Annotated in this window: 11 protein-coding genes; 9 read left to right on the top strand and 2 right to left on the bottom strand. The window is 71.7% G+C overall.

What is annotated here, in order from left to right:
• Together xseA and LO762_RS01595 are read left to right on the top strand one after the other, a co-directional pair.
• On the top strand, positions 1-1215 hold the full coding sequence (gene xseA, locus LO762_RS01600) for an exodeoxyribonuclease VII large subunit (RefSeq protein ID WP_230611795.1): 1215 nt from the start codon (positions 1-3) through the stop codon (positions 1213-1215).
• A 90-nt stretch (positions 1216-1305) separates the two neighbouring features.
• Positions 1306-2502, top strand: a complete 1197-nt coding sequence (locus LO762_RS01595) for an MFS transporter (protein WP_230611791.1) — start codon at positions 1306-1308, stop codon at positions 2500-2502.
• Positions 2503-2548: 46 nt separating this feature from the next.
• Here LO762_RS01595 and LO762_RS01590 read toward each other — a convergent pair whose 3' ends face one another.
• Positions 2549-3871, bottom strand: a complete 1323-nt coding sequence (locus LO762_RS01590) for a PLP-dependent aminotransferase family protein (protein WP_230611789.1) — start codon at positions 3869-3871, stop codon at positions 2549-2551.
• Positions 3872-3967: 96 nt separating this feature from the next.
• Here LO762_RS01590 and LO762_RS01585 point away from each other — a divergent pair, with 96 nt between their 5' ends.
• The 7 genes from LO762_RS01585 to LO762_RS01555 all read left to right on the top strand — a co-directional run bounded on the left by LO762_RS01585 (position 3968) and on the right by LO762_RS01555 (position 11258).
• A complete protein-coding gene (locus LO762_RS01585) occupies positions 3968-4939 on the top strand; it encodes a DMT family transporter (RefSeq protein WP_230611787.1) in 972 nt (323 codons plus the stop codon).
• A complete protein-coding gene (locus LO762_RS01580) occupies positions 4870-6513 on the top strand; it encodes a fumarate hydratase (protein WP_230611785.1) in 1644 nt (547 codons plus the stop codon). The genes LO762_RS01585 and LO762_RS01580 overlap by 70 nt, the downstream gene beginning before the upstream one ends.
• Positions 6514-6623: 110 nt before the next feature.
• Positions 6624-7946, top strand: coding sequence for a serine/threonine-protein kinase (locus LO762_RS01575; protein WP_230611783.1), 1323 nt, complete (start codon positions 6624-6626; stop codon positions 7944-7946).
• 53 nt (positions 7947-7999) lie between these two features.
• Positions 8000-9388: an aspartate ammonia-lyase gene (locus LO762_RS01570; RefSeq protein WP_230611781.1), complete on the top strand. Its 1389-nt coding sequence runs from the start codon at positions 8000-8002 to the stop codon at positions 9386-9388.
• Positions 9389-9521: 133 nt separating this feature from the next.
• Entirely contained in the window at positions 9522-9896 is a 375-nt protein-coding gene (locus LO762_RS01565; protein WP_230611778.1) for a hypothetical protein, read from the top strand.
• A gap of 1 nt (position 9897) precedes the next feature.
• Complete coding sequence (locus LO762_RS01560) at positions 9898-10428, top strand: DUF6879 family protein (protein ID WP_230611777.1); 531 nt, start codon at positions 9898-9900, stop codon at positions 10426-10428.
• Positions 10425-11258, top strand: coding sequence for a helix-turn-helix transcriptional regulator (locus LO762_RS01555; RefSeq protein ID WP_230611775.1), 834 nt, complete (start codon positions 10425-10427; stop codon positions 11256-11258). The genes LO762_RS01560 and LO762_RS01555 overlap by 4 nt, the downstream gene beginning before the upstream one ends.
• A 547-nt stretch (positions 11259-11805) precedes the next feature.
• Here the strand turns inward: LO762_RS01555 and LO762_RS33290 are convergent.
• Entirely contained in the window at positions 11806-14271 is a 2466-nt protein-coding gene (locus LO762_RS33290; protein WP_308103176.1) for a transglycosylase SLT domain-containing protein, read from the bottom strand.
• Positions 14272-14355: the final 84 nt, after the last annotated feature.

Below are 14355 nucleotides of genomic sequence, written 5' to 3'. Positions count from 1 at the left end.
ATGGCTCTGGAGACCTCGGCGGACCACCCCGTCCCCGTCCGGACGGTGCTCAACCTCGTCGGCGGGTGGATCGGCAGGCTCGGCCGCGTCTGGGTGGAGGGCCAGATCACCGAGCTGAACCGGCGCGGCGGCACGGTCTACCTGACGCTGCGCGACCCCGCCGCGAACATCTCCGTGCGGGTCGTGGGGGCGCGCGGGGTGTTCGACAACCCGGCGGTGGTGGACGGGGCCCGGGTCGTCATCCATGCCAAACCGGACTTCTACGTCAACCGCGGGTCGTTCTCGCTGACCGCGATCGAGGTGCGGCCGGTCGGCGTCGGGGAGTTGCTGGCCCGGCTGGAGCAGCTCAAACGGACGCTGGCCGCAGAAGGGCTGTTCCGGGCCGAGCGCAAGCGGCCGCTGCCGTTCCTGCCCGGCACGGTCGGGCTCGTCTGCGGGCGGGACTCGGCGGCCGAGCGGGACGTCCTGGAGAACGCGCGGCGGCGCTGGCCAGCCGTCGCGTTCCGGGTCGAGACGGTCGCGGTGCAGGGGTCGAACGCGGTGGGCGAGGTCGTCGAGGCGCTGCGCAAGCTGGACGGCGACCCCTCGGTCGAGGTGATCATCATCACCCGGGGCGGCGGCTCCCTGGAGGACCTGCTCCCGTTCTCCGACGAGACGCTGGTGCGGGCCGTCGCGGGGGCGCGCACGCCCGTCGTCTCGGCGATCGGGCACGAGCAGGACACGCCGCTCCTGGACCTCGTGGCCGACCTGCGGGCCTCGACGCCGACGGACGCCGCCAAACGGGTCGTGCCGGACGTCAGGGAGCAGCTCGCGACGGTCCGGCAGCTACGCGACCGGGGGCGGCGCTCGGTGACCGGGCGGATCGAGCGGGAGCTGACGTGGCTGCGGTCGCTGCGCTCGCGCCCCGCGCTGGCCGACCCGGTGCGCGAGGTGGAACGCAAGCACGAGCAGGTGCTCGCCGCGCGTGAGCGCGCGCGCAGGGCGCTCGCGGTGGCGATCGACAGGGCCGAGGACAGGCTGACGCACACACGGGCCCGTCTGACGGCGCTGTCTCCGGCGGCCACCCTCGCGCGCGGGTACGCGATCGTGCAACGGACGGACGGGAGCGTCGTCCGGGAGGCGGAAGGGCTGGCTGACGGGGAGCGGTTGTGGGTGCGGCTGCCGGACGGACGGCGTACCGTCACCGTTGATCCGGACTCGTCAGATGACGGGTAGATAGCCAGAACTTCACGGGATCGAATCCCTTGACCGGTATTCGCGCCGGTCCTAGCCTTTCGTGAACTTCTCTCACTTTTGGGGGCGTTCATGCGGGACCGCCAGGCCCGGCTCGCCACATTCGGCGCGTTCGGCATCCAAGGACTGTGCTTCGCCTCGCTCGTCACGCGGGTTCCCCGCATCCAGGACGCGCACGACCTCAGCGACGCGGACCTCGCGCTCGTGCTCCTCCTCGTCCCCGTCATCGCCGGGATCGGCAGCGCCGTGTGCGGGCCGCTCTTCGCCCGGTTCGGCAGCGCCGCCGTGCTGCGCGTCGCCCAGCCGGCGGTCTGCCTGAGCGCGGTCTCGGTCGGGCTGACCGGCGGCGAACTGCTGCCGCTGTACGTCGCGGTCGGGCTGTTCGGCCTGTTCGTCGGGGCCGTGGACGCGTCCATGAACGCGCAGGCCGTCGCCGTCGAACGGCACGAGGGACGCAGCGTCATCTCCGGCTTCTACGCGGTGTGGAGCGTCGCCGGGATCGCGGGCGGGCTGTGGGCGTCGCTCGCCAACAGCCAGGACCTGTCGCTGTTCGCCGGATTCGTCGTCCCGGCCGCGATCGGGATCGTGCTCGCGCTCGTCATCGGGCCGCGCCTCTACAAGCGCGAGGAGGAGGCGGGCGGGCCTTCCGCCGCGCAGATCAAGGCGGCAGCCGGTCAGGTGCCCTGGAGGCCGATCCTCCTCGTCGGCATCGCGATGGGCTCCTTCTACATCGCCGACGCGGCCATCTCCAACTACAGCGCCAAGTACCTCGAAGACGAACTCTCCGCTTCCGGGACGATCGCGCCGCTCGCCTACGTCGCCTACCAGGTGGCGATGGTGCTGAGCCGGAGCATCGCTGACTTCGGGGTGCGCCGGTTCGGGCCGGTCGCCGTCGTGCGGGCCGGGGCCGTCGTCGGGTTCCTGGGCATGGCCGGGGTCATCGCGGCGCCCAACGCGCTCGCCGCGATCGCCGCCGTCACCGTGATGGGGCTCGGGCTCTGCGTCGTCGCGCCCATCTCCTTCTCGGCCGCCGACAAGGTCGACGGCACGGGCCTGGGCATCGCCGTCTCCCGCGTCAACCTCTTCAACTACGTCGGCTTTGTCCTGGGCGCCGCCATCATCGGCGCCTTCGCCCCCGCCGACGGCACCAGCAACCTCCGCCTCGCCTTCACCATCCCCGCCGCCCTCATCCTCCTCATCGTCCTCCTCGCCCCCTCCTTCTCCCCCAAGCCCAAAACCCCCACCACCCCAGACCCCACCCCCGCCTAACCCGCCCCCTCCCGCGCGCACGGCCCCCCCCGGCCGTGCGCGCGCGTCAGGTGAGGGCTTGGGCCAGGCGGGCGACGGCGGTGGGGATGTGGCGTTCGGGGAGGGCGCCGTAGCCGAGGGTGAGGCCGGGGCCCTGGCAGAGGACGGCGACGCCGTGGCGGGCGGCGCGGGCTACGGCGTCGTCGGGGAGGTCCGTGATGCGGACGTAGAGGTGGAGGCCCGCGCTTACGCCGCCGACCTGGGCGTGCGGGAGGTGGGCGGCCAGGGCGGTGACGAGGGCGTCTCGGCGGGCCCGGTAGATCCGGCGCATCCGGCGGAGCTGCCGGTCGTGCGCGCCGGAGGCCAGGAAGTGCGCCAGGGCGTGCTGCTCGACGACGGGGCCGCCGAGGTCCGTCAGCGCGCGGTGGGCGGCGACGGCGGCGGCCAGCGGCGCGGGCGCGACGAGCCAGCCGAGCCGCATCCCGGGCGCGAGCGCCTTGCTGACCGAGCCGAGCAGCACCGTCAGGTCGGGCACGAGGCCCTGGACGCAGCCGACGGGGTCGCGGTCGTAGCGGAACTCGGCGTCGTAGTCGTCCTCGATGAGGGTGCCGCCGGTGCGCCGCGCCCAGGCGACGAGCGCCGCCCGCCGGGCCGGGGAGAGCACCCCGCCGGTCGGGAACTGGTGCGCGGGCGTCAGCAGCACCGAGCGGGCCCCGGACGCCGCCAGCGCCGCCACGTCGATCCCCTCGCCGTCCACGGGCACCCGGACGATCGGCACGCCCGTCCCGGCCAGCAGCGGGATCTGACGGTCCGAGGTGGGGTCCTCGACGGCCAGCGGCGCCCGCACGTGCCGGACGACGACCGACAGTCCGTGCGCGACGCCGCCGGTCACCACGATCCGGTCGGGCGTCACGTCGGCGGCCCGGACGCGGCGCAGGTAGCCCGCGAGTTCCGCGCGCAGGACGGGCACCCCGGCCGGGTCGGGGTAGGCGAAGTCTGAGTGCGCCATCGTCTCCAGCGCGCGCTTGTAGGCGGCCGCCCAGCGCGCGCGGGGGAACGCCGACAGGTCGGGCACGCCGGGACGGAGGTCGAACTCCGGCTCGGGCTGCCTCTCGCGTCCGGCTTCGCCCGGCTCCGCGTGCCCGCCTCCTTCGGCGACGCGGGTGCCGTCACCTGTGCGGGCGATAAGGAACCCTTCGGCTACGAGCTGCTCATACGCGGCCACCACGACGCCTCTTGAGACGGCGAGGTCGTCCGCGAGGCTCCGGGTGGAGGGCAGCCGGGTCCCGCCGGGCAGCCGCCCCTCCCGGACGGCGGCGCGCAGCCCCGCCGCGAGCTGCACCCCGAGCCGTCCGGCGCTCCGGTCGAGCGCCACATGCAGATCCGCCATCCGGGCATCCTTGCGTGGCGCCCGGCCAATGGTCCAGATTTCCACCACTCAATTGGCACTCAATCCTGAGCCATTCCGGCCATAGCGTCGCCTCTCATGGGAGACACGTGGCGGGGAAACGCCGAGGCCGCAGGCGGAATGACGCTGGTGGGGACGATGGCCGGGGTGTCAGCCCTCCTCACCGCCTATCCGGTGTTGACGGGCCAAGTGCTCCGCTACGGGATAGCGGCCGCCGTCCTCCTGCCACTGGTACGCCGCTTCCAGGGGGCGCCACCCAAGGGGGCCCGGGAATGGCTCCTTCTCCTGTGCCTCGCCGCGACGGGCCTGGCAGGCTTCAACTACTGCCTCCTCGAAGCCGTCCGGACGACCTCCCCCGCGACGGTCGGTGCCGTCGTCGGCTGCGCCCCCGTGGTGATCTCGATAGCGGGGCCGCTCCTGCAGGGTCGTAGGCCGTCCCGCAAGATCGTGGTGGCCGCTCTCGTCGTCAGCGCGGGCGCGGCCCTGGCGGGCGGCCTGGGCGGCGGCGACCTGCGCGGCCTCGCGTGGGCGCTGGGCGCGCTCGCCGGAGAGGTCATGTTCTCGCTCCTGGCCGTCCCCCTGCTGCCCCGCATGGGCGCGGTCCGGCTCTCGGCGTACGCGGTGACGCTCGCCGTCCCGCTGCTGGCGGTCGCCGCGCTCGTCGCCGGGGAGTCCTTCCGGCCGCCGACGGCCGCCGAGGGGGCAGCGCTGGCCTACATCGGCCTGGTGATCACCGTTGTGGCGTTCCTCGCCTGGTACGACGCCCTGGGCCGGATCAGCGCCGACCGGGCGGCGCTCTTCGGCGGGCTCATCCCCGTCTCGGCGGCCGTGACCACCGCACTTCTCGGCCGGGGCCTGCCCACGGCCGCCGAGGCGGCGGGCTGCCTCCTGGTCGCGGTGGGCGTGACCTGCGGGGCGATCCCGTCGGGGCGACCCCTTACCCTAAGACCGCCTGCCGAACGAGATGTGCGAGGGATGAGATGGCCGAGTTCGTCCACACCGAACTGCTTCCGCTGGGGAAGGACACCGAGACGGAGTACCGGCTCCTGACCACCGAGGGCGTGTCCACGATCGAGGCCGCCGGACGCACCTTCCTCCAGGTCGAGCCCGAGGCGCTGCGGCTGCTCGCCGAGACCGCCATCCGCGACATCCAGCACCTGCTGCGCCCCGCCCACCTCGCCCAGCTCCGCAAGATCCTGGACGACCCCGAGGCGTCGCCGAACGACCGTTTTGTCGCCCTCGACCTGCTGAAGAACGCGGGCATCGCCTCCGGCGGCGTCCTCCCGATGTGCCAGGACACCGGCACCGCGATCGTCGTGGCGAAGCGCGGCCAGCACGTCCTCACCGACGGCGAGGACGGCCGCCACCTTTCGCACGGCGTCTACGACGCGTACACGCGGCTCAACCTGCGCTACTCCCAGCTCGCCCCGCTGACGATGTGGGAGGAGAAGAACACGGGCTCGAACCTGCCCGCGCAGATCGAGATGTACGCGGAGCCCGGCGACGAGTACAAGTTCCTCTTCATGGCCAAGGGCGGCGGCAGCGCCAACAAGTCGTTCCTCTACCAGGAGACGAAAGCCGTCCTGAACCCCAAGCGGATGATGACGTTCCTCGAGGAGAAGATCCGCAGCCTTGGCACGGCCGCCTGTCCGCCGTACCACCTTGCGATCGTCGTGGGCGGCACGTCGGCCGAGTTCGCGTTGAAGACGGCCAAGTACGCCAGCGCCCACTACCTCGACCACATCCCGACGCAGGGCTCCCCCGCCGGGCACGGCTTCCGCGACCTGGAGATGGAGCAGCAGGTCTTCGAGCTGACCCAGCAGTTGGGGATCGGCGCCCAGTTCGGAGGCAAGTACTTCTGCCACGACGTGCGCGTCATCCGGCTGCCCCGGCACGGCGCCTCCTGTCCCGTCGCCATCGCGGTGTCCTGCTCGGCCGACCGCCAGGCCGTCGCGAAGATCACCGCCGAGGGCGTCTTCCTGGAGAAGCTGGAGACCGACCCGGCCCGCTTCCTGCCCGACACCACCGACGAGCACCTCGACGACGAGGTCGTCAAGATCGACCTGAACCGTCCCATGGCCGAGATCAGGGCCGAGCTGTCCCGCTACCCCGTCAAGACCCGGCTGTCGCTCAGCGGGCCGCTCGTCGTCGCGCGGGACATCGCGCACGCCAAGATCAAGGAGCGGCTCGACGCGGGCGAGGGCATGCCGCAGTACCTGAAGGACCACGCCGTCTACTACGCGGGCCCCGCCAAGACGCCCGAAGGCTACGCGTCCGGCTCGTTCGGCCCGACGACGGCGGGCCGGATGGACTCCTACGTCGAGGAGTTCCAGGCGGCGGGCGGATCGCTCGTCATGCTCGCCAAGGGCAACCGCTCCCAGCAGGTCACCAACGCGTGCAAGGCGCACGGCGGCTTCTACCTCGGCTCGATCGGCGGCCCGGCGGCCCGGCTCGCGCAGGACTGCATCCGCAAGGTCGAGGTGCTGGAGTACCCCGAACTGGGCATGGAGGCGGTCTGGAAGATCGAGGTCGAGGACTTCCCCGCGTTCGTCGTCGTGGACGACAAGGGCGAGGACTTCTTCGCCGACACCACCGGTCCCGTGCTCACCATCGGACGCCGCTGACTCGCTTTTTCGGCACGTGTCCGAGGCCCGGAAAAACTGAACGATCGCTTATCTACCTGGACATTGCATACGGTGTCTGACAAGCCGGGCACTCCTGTATGTTGTCCGGCATGACTCAGACGGAACACTTCGTACTGGCGAAGCGTTACCGCCTGCTCCAGGCTCTCGGACACGGGGCGATGGGCACGGTGTGGCGCGCCCACGACGAGCTCCTCGAGCGCGACGTCGCCATCAAGGAGATCCGTTTCCCGGCGGAGCTCGACGACGCCGACCGTGTTGTGTTCTACCGCCGGACCCTGCGCGAGGCCAGGGCGCCCGCCCGGGTCCGGCACAAGTCCATCATCGAGGTGTACGACGTCGTCCAGGAGCACGCCCGGCCCTGGATCGTCATGGAGCTCATCGAAGCCCCCACCCTCGAACAGCACATCAAGGACCACGGCCCGCTACGGCCCGAAGAAGCCGCCGCGATCGGCCGCCAGCTCGTCGCCGCGCTGGCCGAGGCGCACGCCGCCGGGGTGCTGCACCGCGACATCAAGCCGTCCAACGTGCTGCTCGCGCCCGGCCGCGTCGTCCTCACCGACTTCGGCCTCGCCATCACCAACGGCTCCTCCACCATCACCAAGGTGGGGACGTTCGTAGGCTCGCCCGCCTACGTCGCACCCGAGGTGGCGCGCGGGGAGAAAGCCACCCCAGAGTCCGACCTGTGGTCGCTCGGCGCGACCCTGTACTGCGCCGTCGAAGGCCGACCCCCGTTCGACCACGAGACCGTGATGGCGACGCTGTCCGCGGTCCTCACCGAGGACCCGCACCCGGCGCAGCGCTCCGGCGAACTCGGCCCCATCATCAGCGGGCTGCTCCAGCGCAACCCGCGCCGCCGCCTCACGCACGCGCGGCTCGCCGAGCGGCTCGACCGCGCCGCGACGCCCAAGCGCAGCGCCGTCGCGGCACAGTCCACCGCAGAGAGCATGGTGAGCGTGTTGTCGTCCGCGGGAATGCCCAGCCGCCGCAGCGGCGCGCACCGGGCCAAACAGAGCGGGCCACGGCTCCGGCCGCTGCTCGTGGCCGGCGTCGTCCTCGCCGCCCTCCTCATCGCCGTCGCGCTCGTGCTCGCGCTGTCCGGCGGCGACGAGGAGAAGCCGACCGGCGGCACCACCAGCGCGGGCACCTCCACCAACGTGAGCGCGACACCCGACGTCCTCGTCGTCAAGGCGGAGGGCGGCGCCTGCCACCTCACCATCATGAGCGGCGGCGTAGGCGGCGCGGCCGCTGACGTGCAGAACACCACCGTGCAGGACGGGCAGTTCTTCCGCTCCAACAAGGTGCCCATGGACGTCACCGTCAGCGACGGCACCATCTGCAAGGTGACCGTCAACGGCAAGGCCCAGGCGGCCGAGCCCGGCGAGCGGACGTTCCGCGACATCGACCGCGAATAGCACGCCGCCCGGGGAGACGGAATAACCCGGCGGCCCCCGGTGTCCAAGTCACCATGGGCGACTTCCGGACAGAGCACGACTCCATGGGCGAGGTCCTCGTACCCGCCGAAGCCAAGTGGCGGGCACAGACACAGCGGGCCGTGGCGAACTTCCCCATCTCCGGGCAGCGCCTCTCGCGCGCGCACATCCGCGCGCTCGCGCTGATCAAGGCGGCCGCCGCCACCGCGAACGCGGAACTGGGCGTGCTGCCCACGGACGTCGCCGAGGCCGTCGCGGCCGCCGCCGACGAGGTCGCCGAGGGCCGCTGGGACGCCGAGTTCCCCGTCGACGTGTTCCAGACGGGCTCGGGCACCTCGTCCAACATGAACACGAACGAGGTCGTCGCGACGCTCGCGCAGGAGCGGCTCGGCCGGCCCGTCCACCCGAACGACGACGTGAACGCCTCCCAGTCGTCGAACGACGTCTTCCCGTCCTCCCTCCACCTGGCCGCCACCGAGGCCGTCGTGACGGATCTGGTGCCCGCGCTGGGCCATCTGGCGGCCGCGCTGGAGGCCAAGGCCGACGAGTTCGCCGACCTCGTGAAGTCCGGCCGCACCCACCTCATGGACGCCACGCCCGTCACGCTCGGGCAGGAGTTCGGGGGGTACGCCGCACAGGTCCGGTACGGGATCGAACGTCTCGAAGCCGCACTGCCGCGGCTCGGCGAGCTCGCGCTGGGCGGCACCGCCGTCGGGACGGGCGTCAACGCGCCCGCCGGGTTCGCGCCGCGGGTCGTCGCGCTGCTCGTCGAGCGGACCGGGCTCCCGCTCCGCGAGGCGCGCAACCACTTCGAGGCGCAGAGCGCGCAGGACGGCGTGGTCGAGACGAGCGGGGCGCTGCGGACGGTCGCGGTCAGCCTCACCAAGATCGCCAACGATCTGCGGTGGATGGGCTCGGGGCCGCGCGCCGGCCTCGCCGAGATCCGCCTCCCCGACCTCCAGCCGGGGTCGTCCATCATGCCGGGCAAGGTGAACCCGGTGATCCCGGAGGCCGTCGCGATGGTCGCGGCGCAGGTCGTCGGCAACGACGCGGCGATCGCCTTCGGCGGCGCCTCCGGCTCCTTCGAACTGAACGTCCAGCTCCCGATGCTGGCCCGCAACCTCCTGGAGTCCATCTCCCTGCTGACAAACGTCTCCCGCCTCTTCGCCGACCGCTGCGTAGTCGGCATAGAACCCAACATCGACCGCCTACGCGAATACGCCGAAGGCTCCCCCTCCATCGTCACCCCCCTCAACCGCTACCTCGGCTACGAAGAAGCCGCCACCATCGCCAAACAAGCCCTCACCGAACGCAAAACCATCCGAGAAGTCGTCATAGAACGAGGCCACATAACCTCCGGCCACCTCACCCTCCCCCAACTAGACGAAGCCCTAGACGTCCTCCGAATGACCGGCCGCCCCTAACTCCAACCCGGCCCGTTTCCCCCCTGCGGAGGCGGGCCTTTTGCGTTCCGGATCGCCTTGACCGTGCGAGCGGCGCAAAGCAAGATGGAGCATAAGTAGGCAATACCCGGCAAGCCATGTTCCGGGAGGACACATGCGCCTGACGTTTCTCGGCAAGGAAAGCGACCACGGCGATTCCCCGACGCTCTACGCCACCGACCGGAACAGCTACGTGATCCAGGGCTACGTCGTCGGCCGGGCGGACATGCCACCGGAACTCGACATCCCGGACGGCGAGACGGTCGTGCGCATCTACGCCCGTCTCCTTCCGCACCTCGCCAAGGACGGGCTGAGCGGCATCGTCGCGCACCGGACCGCGCCCGTCGTCGGAGTGCTCGACAATGGAGACCTGATCATCCAGGGCACCAGGGTCACCGACCCCGAAGCCCTCGACCACCTGGCCATCCCGACGCACGAGGACGCGGTGGAGGTGACCAGGGAGGCCATGAAGGCAGTACTGAGGGAGTGACGTGAGGCCGATCACCAGCCGGGAGCGGGACGAGCTGCTCGCCGCGTTCGAGCGTGAGGCGCTCCACCTGGAGATGCGGGACCACTACGCCATGCCCGACGAGGCCGAACGGCTCACCCGCTTCCTCGAACTCGGGTACCGGGACCACGAGGCCGAGGCCGGGGAGCGCCGCTTCTGGACGCGGCTCATCGCCGACGCGAAGGCGGCGGGGAAGTCGGTCCGGCGGGCCCGGGTCGTCTCCGAGCCCGTCACCGACTACGTGCGGTACCTCTGGGCCGGTACGGACCCCATCGTCGAGGCGGGCGAGGAGGTGCGGTGGCTGCCGCGCTCGCGCGCCTCGGCCCTCGCGCTCCCCGGTAACGACTTCTGGCTGTTCGACGACCGCGTCGCCGTCTTCGCCGTCTTCTCCGGAGTCGGTGCGGTCGTCGCTCGGGAAGCCAGTGAGGACCCCGGTGTCGTCGCGCTGTGCAGGTCCGCGTTCGACGCGGTCTGGGCGCTGGCGACACCGCACGGCGAATATGTCCCGAAGTGACGACGCCCGCTGAGAACGCGCGTCGCGCCCTCGGGGTGCGGCTACGCGAGATCCGTAAGGACGCCGGCCTGACGGGCCGGGCGCTCGCCGACGCGTGCGGCTGGCACTTCACGAAGATCTCCAAGATCGAAGGCGGCGGCCAGACGCCGAGCGAGGAGAACCTCCGGGACTGGTGCCGGACGTGCGGCGCCGAAGACCAGACGGCCGACCTCATCGCGACGGTCCGCTCGATCGACTCCATGTACCTGGAACTGCGGCGCACGATGCGCACAGGTATGCGGCACAAACAGAAGGCACTCCTGCCGCTGTACGAGCGGACGCGTGTGTTCCGTGCCTACGAACCGGGCATCGTCCCCGGCCTCCTCCAGACCGCGGAGTACGCGGCCGCGATCATCGGCCGCAACATCGAGCAAGGCGGCTTCCCCAACGACCTGGACCAGGCCGTTGCCGCCCGCATGGAACGCCAGAAAGTCCTCTATTCAGGCGATCGCCGGTTCCTGTTCGTGCTGGAGGAGCAGGCCCTCAGGACGCGCGTCGGGAACACGGACGTCATGACGGGCCAACTCGACCGGCTGCTCGCGGTGATGTCCCTCCAGCGGGTGAGCCTCGGCGTCGTCCCCGCGGGCGGCGAACGCAGAACCTGGCCGTCCGTCGGCTTCTGGATCTTCGACGAGCACACCGTCCGCCTCGAAACCCCTTCGGCCGAACTGACCATCACCCAGGAAGGCGAGATCGCCGTCTATCTCCGCAAGTTCCAGCGCCACCAGACCAGCGCCGTCCTCGGCAACCCCGCCCGAGACCTCATCTCCCAAGCCATGAGAGCAACCTGAAGCAAGTTCCTCGAAGTCGCCCACCACCCCTTCCGTACCCTCAAACCATGACCTTCTTCTTTGTGGGTAAGCGGAGCGGGAGCTTGCCGGGAGGGGGCGACGGGTGGGATTTGTCGTGGTCGGCGGTTGCCGGGGGGCCGCTGCCTGGTCGGCCGCGGGAGGTGGACGAGGTGGCGGGGAGGGCGTTGGGGGCGCTGTTTGAGGCGTTCGCGGCCGGGTGCGGCATCCATCGGGTCGCGTCGTGGGGTTACCTGTGCGTGTGGCGGCCCGGCGGGCGCGACCAGGCGGTTCGGATCGTCGTCGCGGACCGTGGTGGAGCGCCCTGGTTTCGTTATGGGGAGGACGGGGGGTGGCTCGCGCCTATCGCTGAACTGCGGGCAGCCGCTGAGGCTGTTGCCGTTCTGGCGCTCGGCGCCGGATCGGACTAGGGCGCCAGCCGTGCGCCCGGTGATGTGTCACGCGCGGCGCGGTGCCCGTCGGGTGGCCGATCCCATGGCGCGGGATGGTGGGCCCCGCGCGAGGGGTGGGCTCGCGCGGGGCCGGTTGGTCAGTACCAGTGGTGGGTGTTGAAGTGGGACCAGGCGGCGCACGGGGTGCCGTGGCGGGCCTTGATGTAGCGGAGGCCCCACTTGATCTGGGTTTTCGGGTTGGCGGCCCAGTCTCGGCCAGCGGAGGACATCTTGGCGCCGGGGAGGGCCTGCGGGATGCCGTGGGCGCCGGTGGTGCTGTGGGCGCGGTGGTTCCAGCCGCTCTCGCGGGACCACAGGGCGCGGAGGCAGGGCCATTGGCGCTGCCTGTCCCAGCTGTACCTGTCGACCATCCGCCAGCCGATCAGGCGGTTGTGCCGCACCCGGTTCGGCTTCCGGACCTTCCCGTACCCGGCCCTCGGGCCCCGCCCCTTGTGCCCCTTCCCCTTCAACGCCTTCCCGTGGATCGCCTTACCGTGCCCGGCCTTCACGCCCCCGGGCTTTCCCGGCTTGTACTGCCCGTATCCGGGCTCGCCGTACTGCCCGTGGTCCGACCCGCCATAACCGGACCACCCATACCCGTCGTGCTCCGACGCGCCCTGGGGCCACCCGTAGCCCGGACCGTCGTAGCCGGAACCGCCATGGCCCGGCTTGTCCCTGACCGGCCCGGCATGGCCCTGCACGCCGCCCGGCTTGCCGTGGGCGGGCTTCGCGAAGGCGGCCGCGCCGCCCTTCCCCTTACCGGGGTGTGACTTCCCCTGGACGGCCTTGCCCGGACCGGAGCCGGTGTGCCCGTAGGTCGGCGCGGCGTAGGCGGAGCCACCGTGGCTCGGCCTACCCTCGCCCGGCCCGGCATGGCCCTGCACGCCGCCCGGCTTGGCCTGGCCCTTCACCTTGCCCGGCTTGCCGTAGTTCGTTGCGCCTGCGGGCTTGTCGTAGCCCTTGGCTTCGCTCGGCTTGGCGTAGAGGGGCGTGCTTACGGGCGGCCCGTAGTTCTTCACGTCGCTCGGGTTGCCGAAAGGCGGAGCGGCGTAGGCGGAGCCCACGTTGCTCGGCCTGCCCTTGACTGGACCGGCGTGGCCCTTCACGTCGGCTGGCTTGCCGAAGGGCGGGGCGGCGTGGGCGGGGTCGGCGTGGCTTGGCGTGGACTTGGTGTTGGTTGGTTTGTCCTGGGTCGGGTGGGCGGGTGTGGTGTCGGTGGGTGTGAGGTGGCTCAGGCCGCCGTAGCTTGGCTGGTGTTTGCGTGGTTTGTTGGGCTTCTTGGCGGAGCCGGGTTTGCCGTGGGCGTTCTTGCCTGAGTTGGGCTTTTTGCCTTTGTGCTTGTTCTGGGCGGACTTGCCCTGGTTCGAGGTGAGCCAGGGGGCGTCGGCGGGGAAGGCGGCGCTGGGCACGTCGTAACCCGGGCGGCCGTAGCCGGGCTTGTCCTTGCCGGGGCGGCCGTTGCCCTTCTTGCCGGAGCCCTGCTTGCCGTGTGGCGCGGCACCCGCCTTGGGCTTGCCCTGGGTGCGGCCGCTCAGGTCGGACTCGTCGTCCAGCCATGCGTAGTCCGGTGCGGCGTCTCCGTCGCGCGGCTTCCCTTGTCCGGGGCCGCTCTTCCCCTGGCCGGAGCCGGGCTTGCCGTGGGCGGGGCCGGAGTCGGCGTGGGCCGGGCCGCCGCGGTCCGGCTTGCCGCCGGGGGCCGAACCGGGCCGGACGGAGGCGCCCTCGGGGGCGTCCGCGTCGGTGTCCGGGTAGCCCGGGGCGGCGTAGCCGGGGCCGTCGTCTGCGGCGGTGTTCTTGGGCTTGCCGTAGGCGGAGGCGTCGCTGTCCGCGTGGCCGGGTCGGCCGGAGCCCGTCGCACCGTCGCGTGGACGGCTCGGGCCTGACTCGCCGTAGGCGTCCTGGCCGGGACGGCCTGAGCCCGGCGCGCCGAAGCCGGGCGGGCCGTAAGCGGAGGCGTCGTAGCCGGACTGGCCATAGGACGGGTTGCCGTAGCCGGGCTGGCCGTAAGACGGGTTGCCGTAGCGCGGTCGGCCATCAGCGTCGTAGACGGGTCGGCCGTCCGCGTCATAGAGCGGCTGACCGTAAGCGTTGTAGACGGGCCGACCGTCGGCGTCATAGAGCGGCTGACCGTAAGCGTTGTAGACGGGTCGGCCGTCAGCGTCGTAGAGCGGCTGACCGTAGGCGTTGTAAACGGGTCGGCCGTCCGCGTCGTAGAGCGGCTGACCGTGGGCCTCGTAGATGGGTCGGCCGGAGTCGTCGTAGAGAGGCGGTTGGCCGTAGGCGGGGCCGTCGTGGCCGGGACGGTCGTGGTTCGCCTCGTCGTGGTCCGGGTCGTCGTGACCGGGACGGTCGTAGGCGGGATCGTCGTAGCCGGGGTCGCCCTTGCGGGGCTTCGGGTCGTGCGAGGCCGGGCCGTTCTCGGCGGCCCGCGGGTCGTGTTCGGCCGCCGACGTGGCGGCGGGGACGAGGAGCGCCGCGGTCGTGGCGACGGCGGCGGTCCAGACGACAAAGCGGCCGCCCCGGTGGACGGGACGGAAGAGGAGCGGGTGTCTGCGTTCGTTCACGCACGGTTCCTTCGGGACGGTGGCGGAGCACGGGGAGTGCCCGTGCCCCGCTCACGACGTGTGAGGTGACACGTCGGTTTCCTG

This window comes from Actinocorallia sp. API 0066 (assembly GCF_020991275.1).
GTDB lineage: Bacteria > Actinomycetota > Actinomycetes > Streptosporangiales > Streptosporangiaceae > Actinocorallia.
Note: the sequence above shows the minus strand (reverse complement) of the source record. Positions and strands in the feature narration are given on the sequence as shown.

Bases quoted from the DNA above. Each gene is read 5' to 3' on its own strand.
- LO762_RS01570 (WP_230611781.1), top strand. From the start codon at position 8,000: ATGGGCGACTTCCGGACAGAGCACGACTCCATGGGCGAGGTCCTCGTA.
- LO762_RS01565 (WP_230611778.1), top strand. From the start codon at position 9,522: ATGCGCCTGACGTTTCTCGGCAAGGAAAGCGACCACGGCGATTCCCCG.
- LO762_RS01595 (WP_230611791.1), top strand. From the start codon at position 1,306: ATGCGGGACCGCCAGGCCCGGCTCGCCACATTCGGCGCGTTCGGCATC.
- LO762_RS01580 (WP_230611785.1), top strand. From the start codon at position 4,870: ATGGCCGAGTTCGTCCACACCGAACTGCTTCCGCTGGGGAAGGACACC.
- LO762_RS01585 (WP_230611787.1), top strand. From the start codon at position 3,968: ATGGGAGACACGTGGCGGGGAAACGCCGAGGCCGCAGGCGGAATGACG.
- LO762_RS01590 (WP_230611789.1), bottom strand. From the start codon at position 3,871: ATGGCGGATCTGCATGTGGCGCTCGACCGGAGCGCCGGACGGCTCGGG.
- LO762_RS01575 (WP_230611783.1), top strand. From the start codon at position 6,624: ATGACTCAGACGGAACACTTCGTACTGGCGAAGCGTTACCGCCTGCTC.
- xseA (WP_230611795.1), top strand. From the start codon at position 1: ATGGCTCTGGAGACCTCGGCGGACCACCCCGTCCCCGTCCGGACGGTG.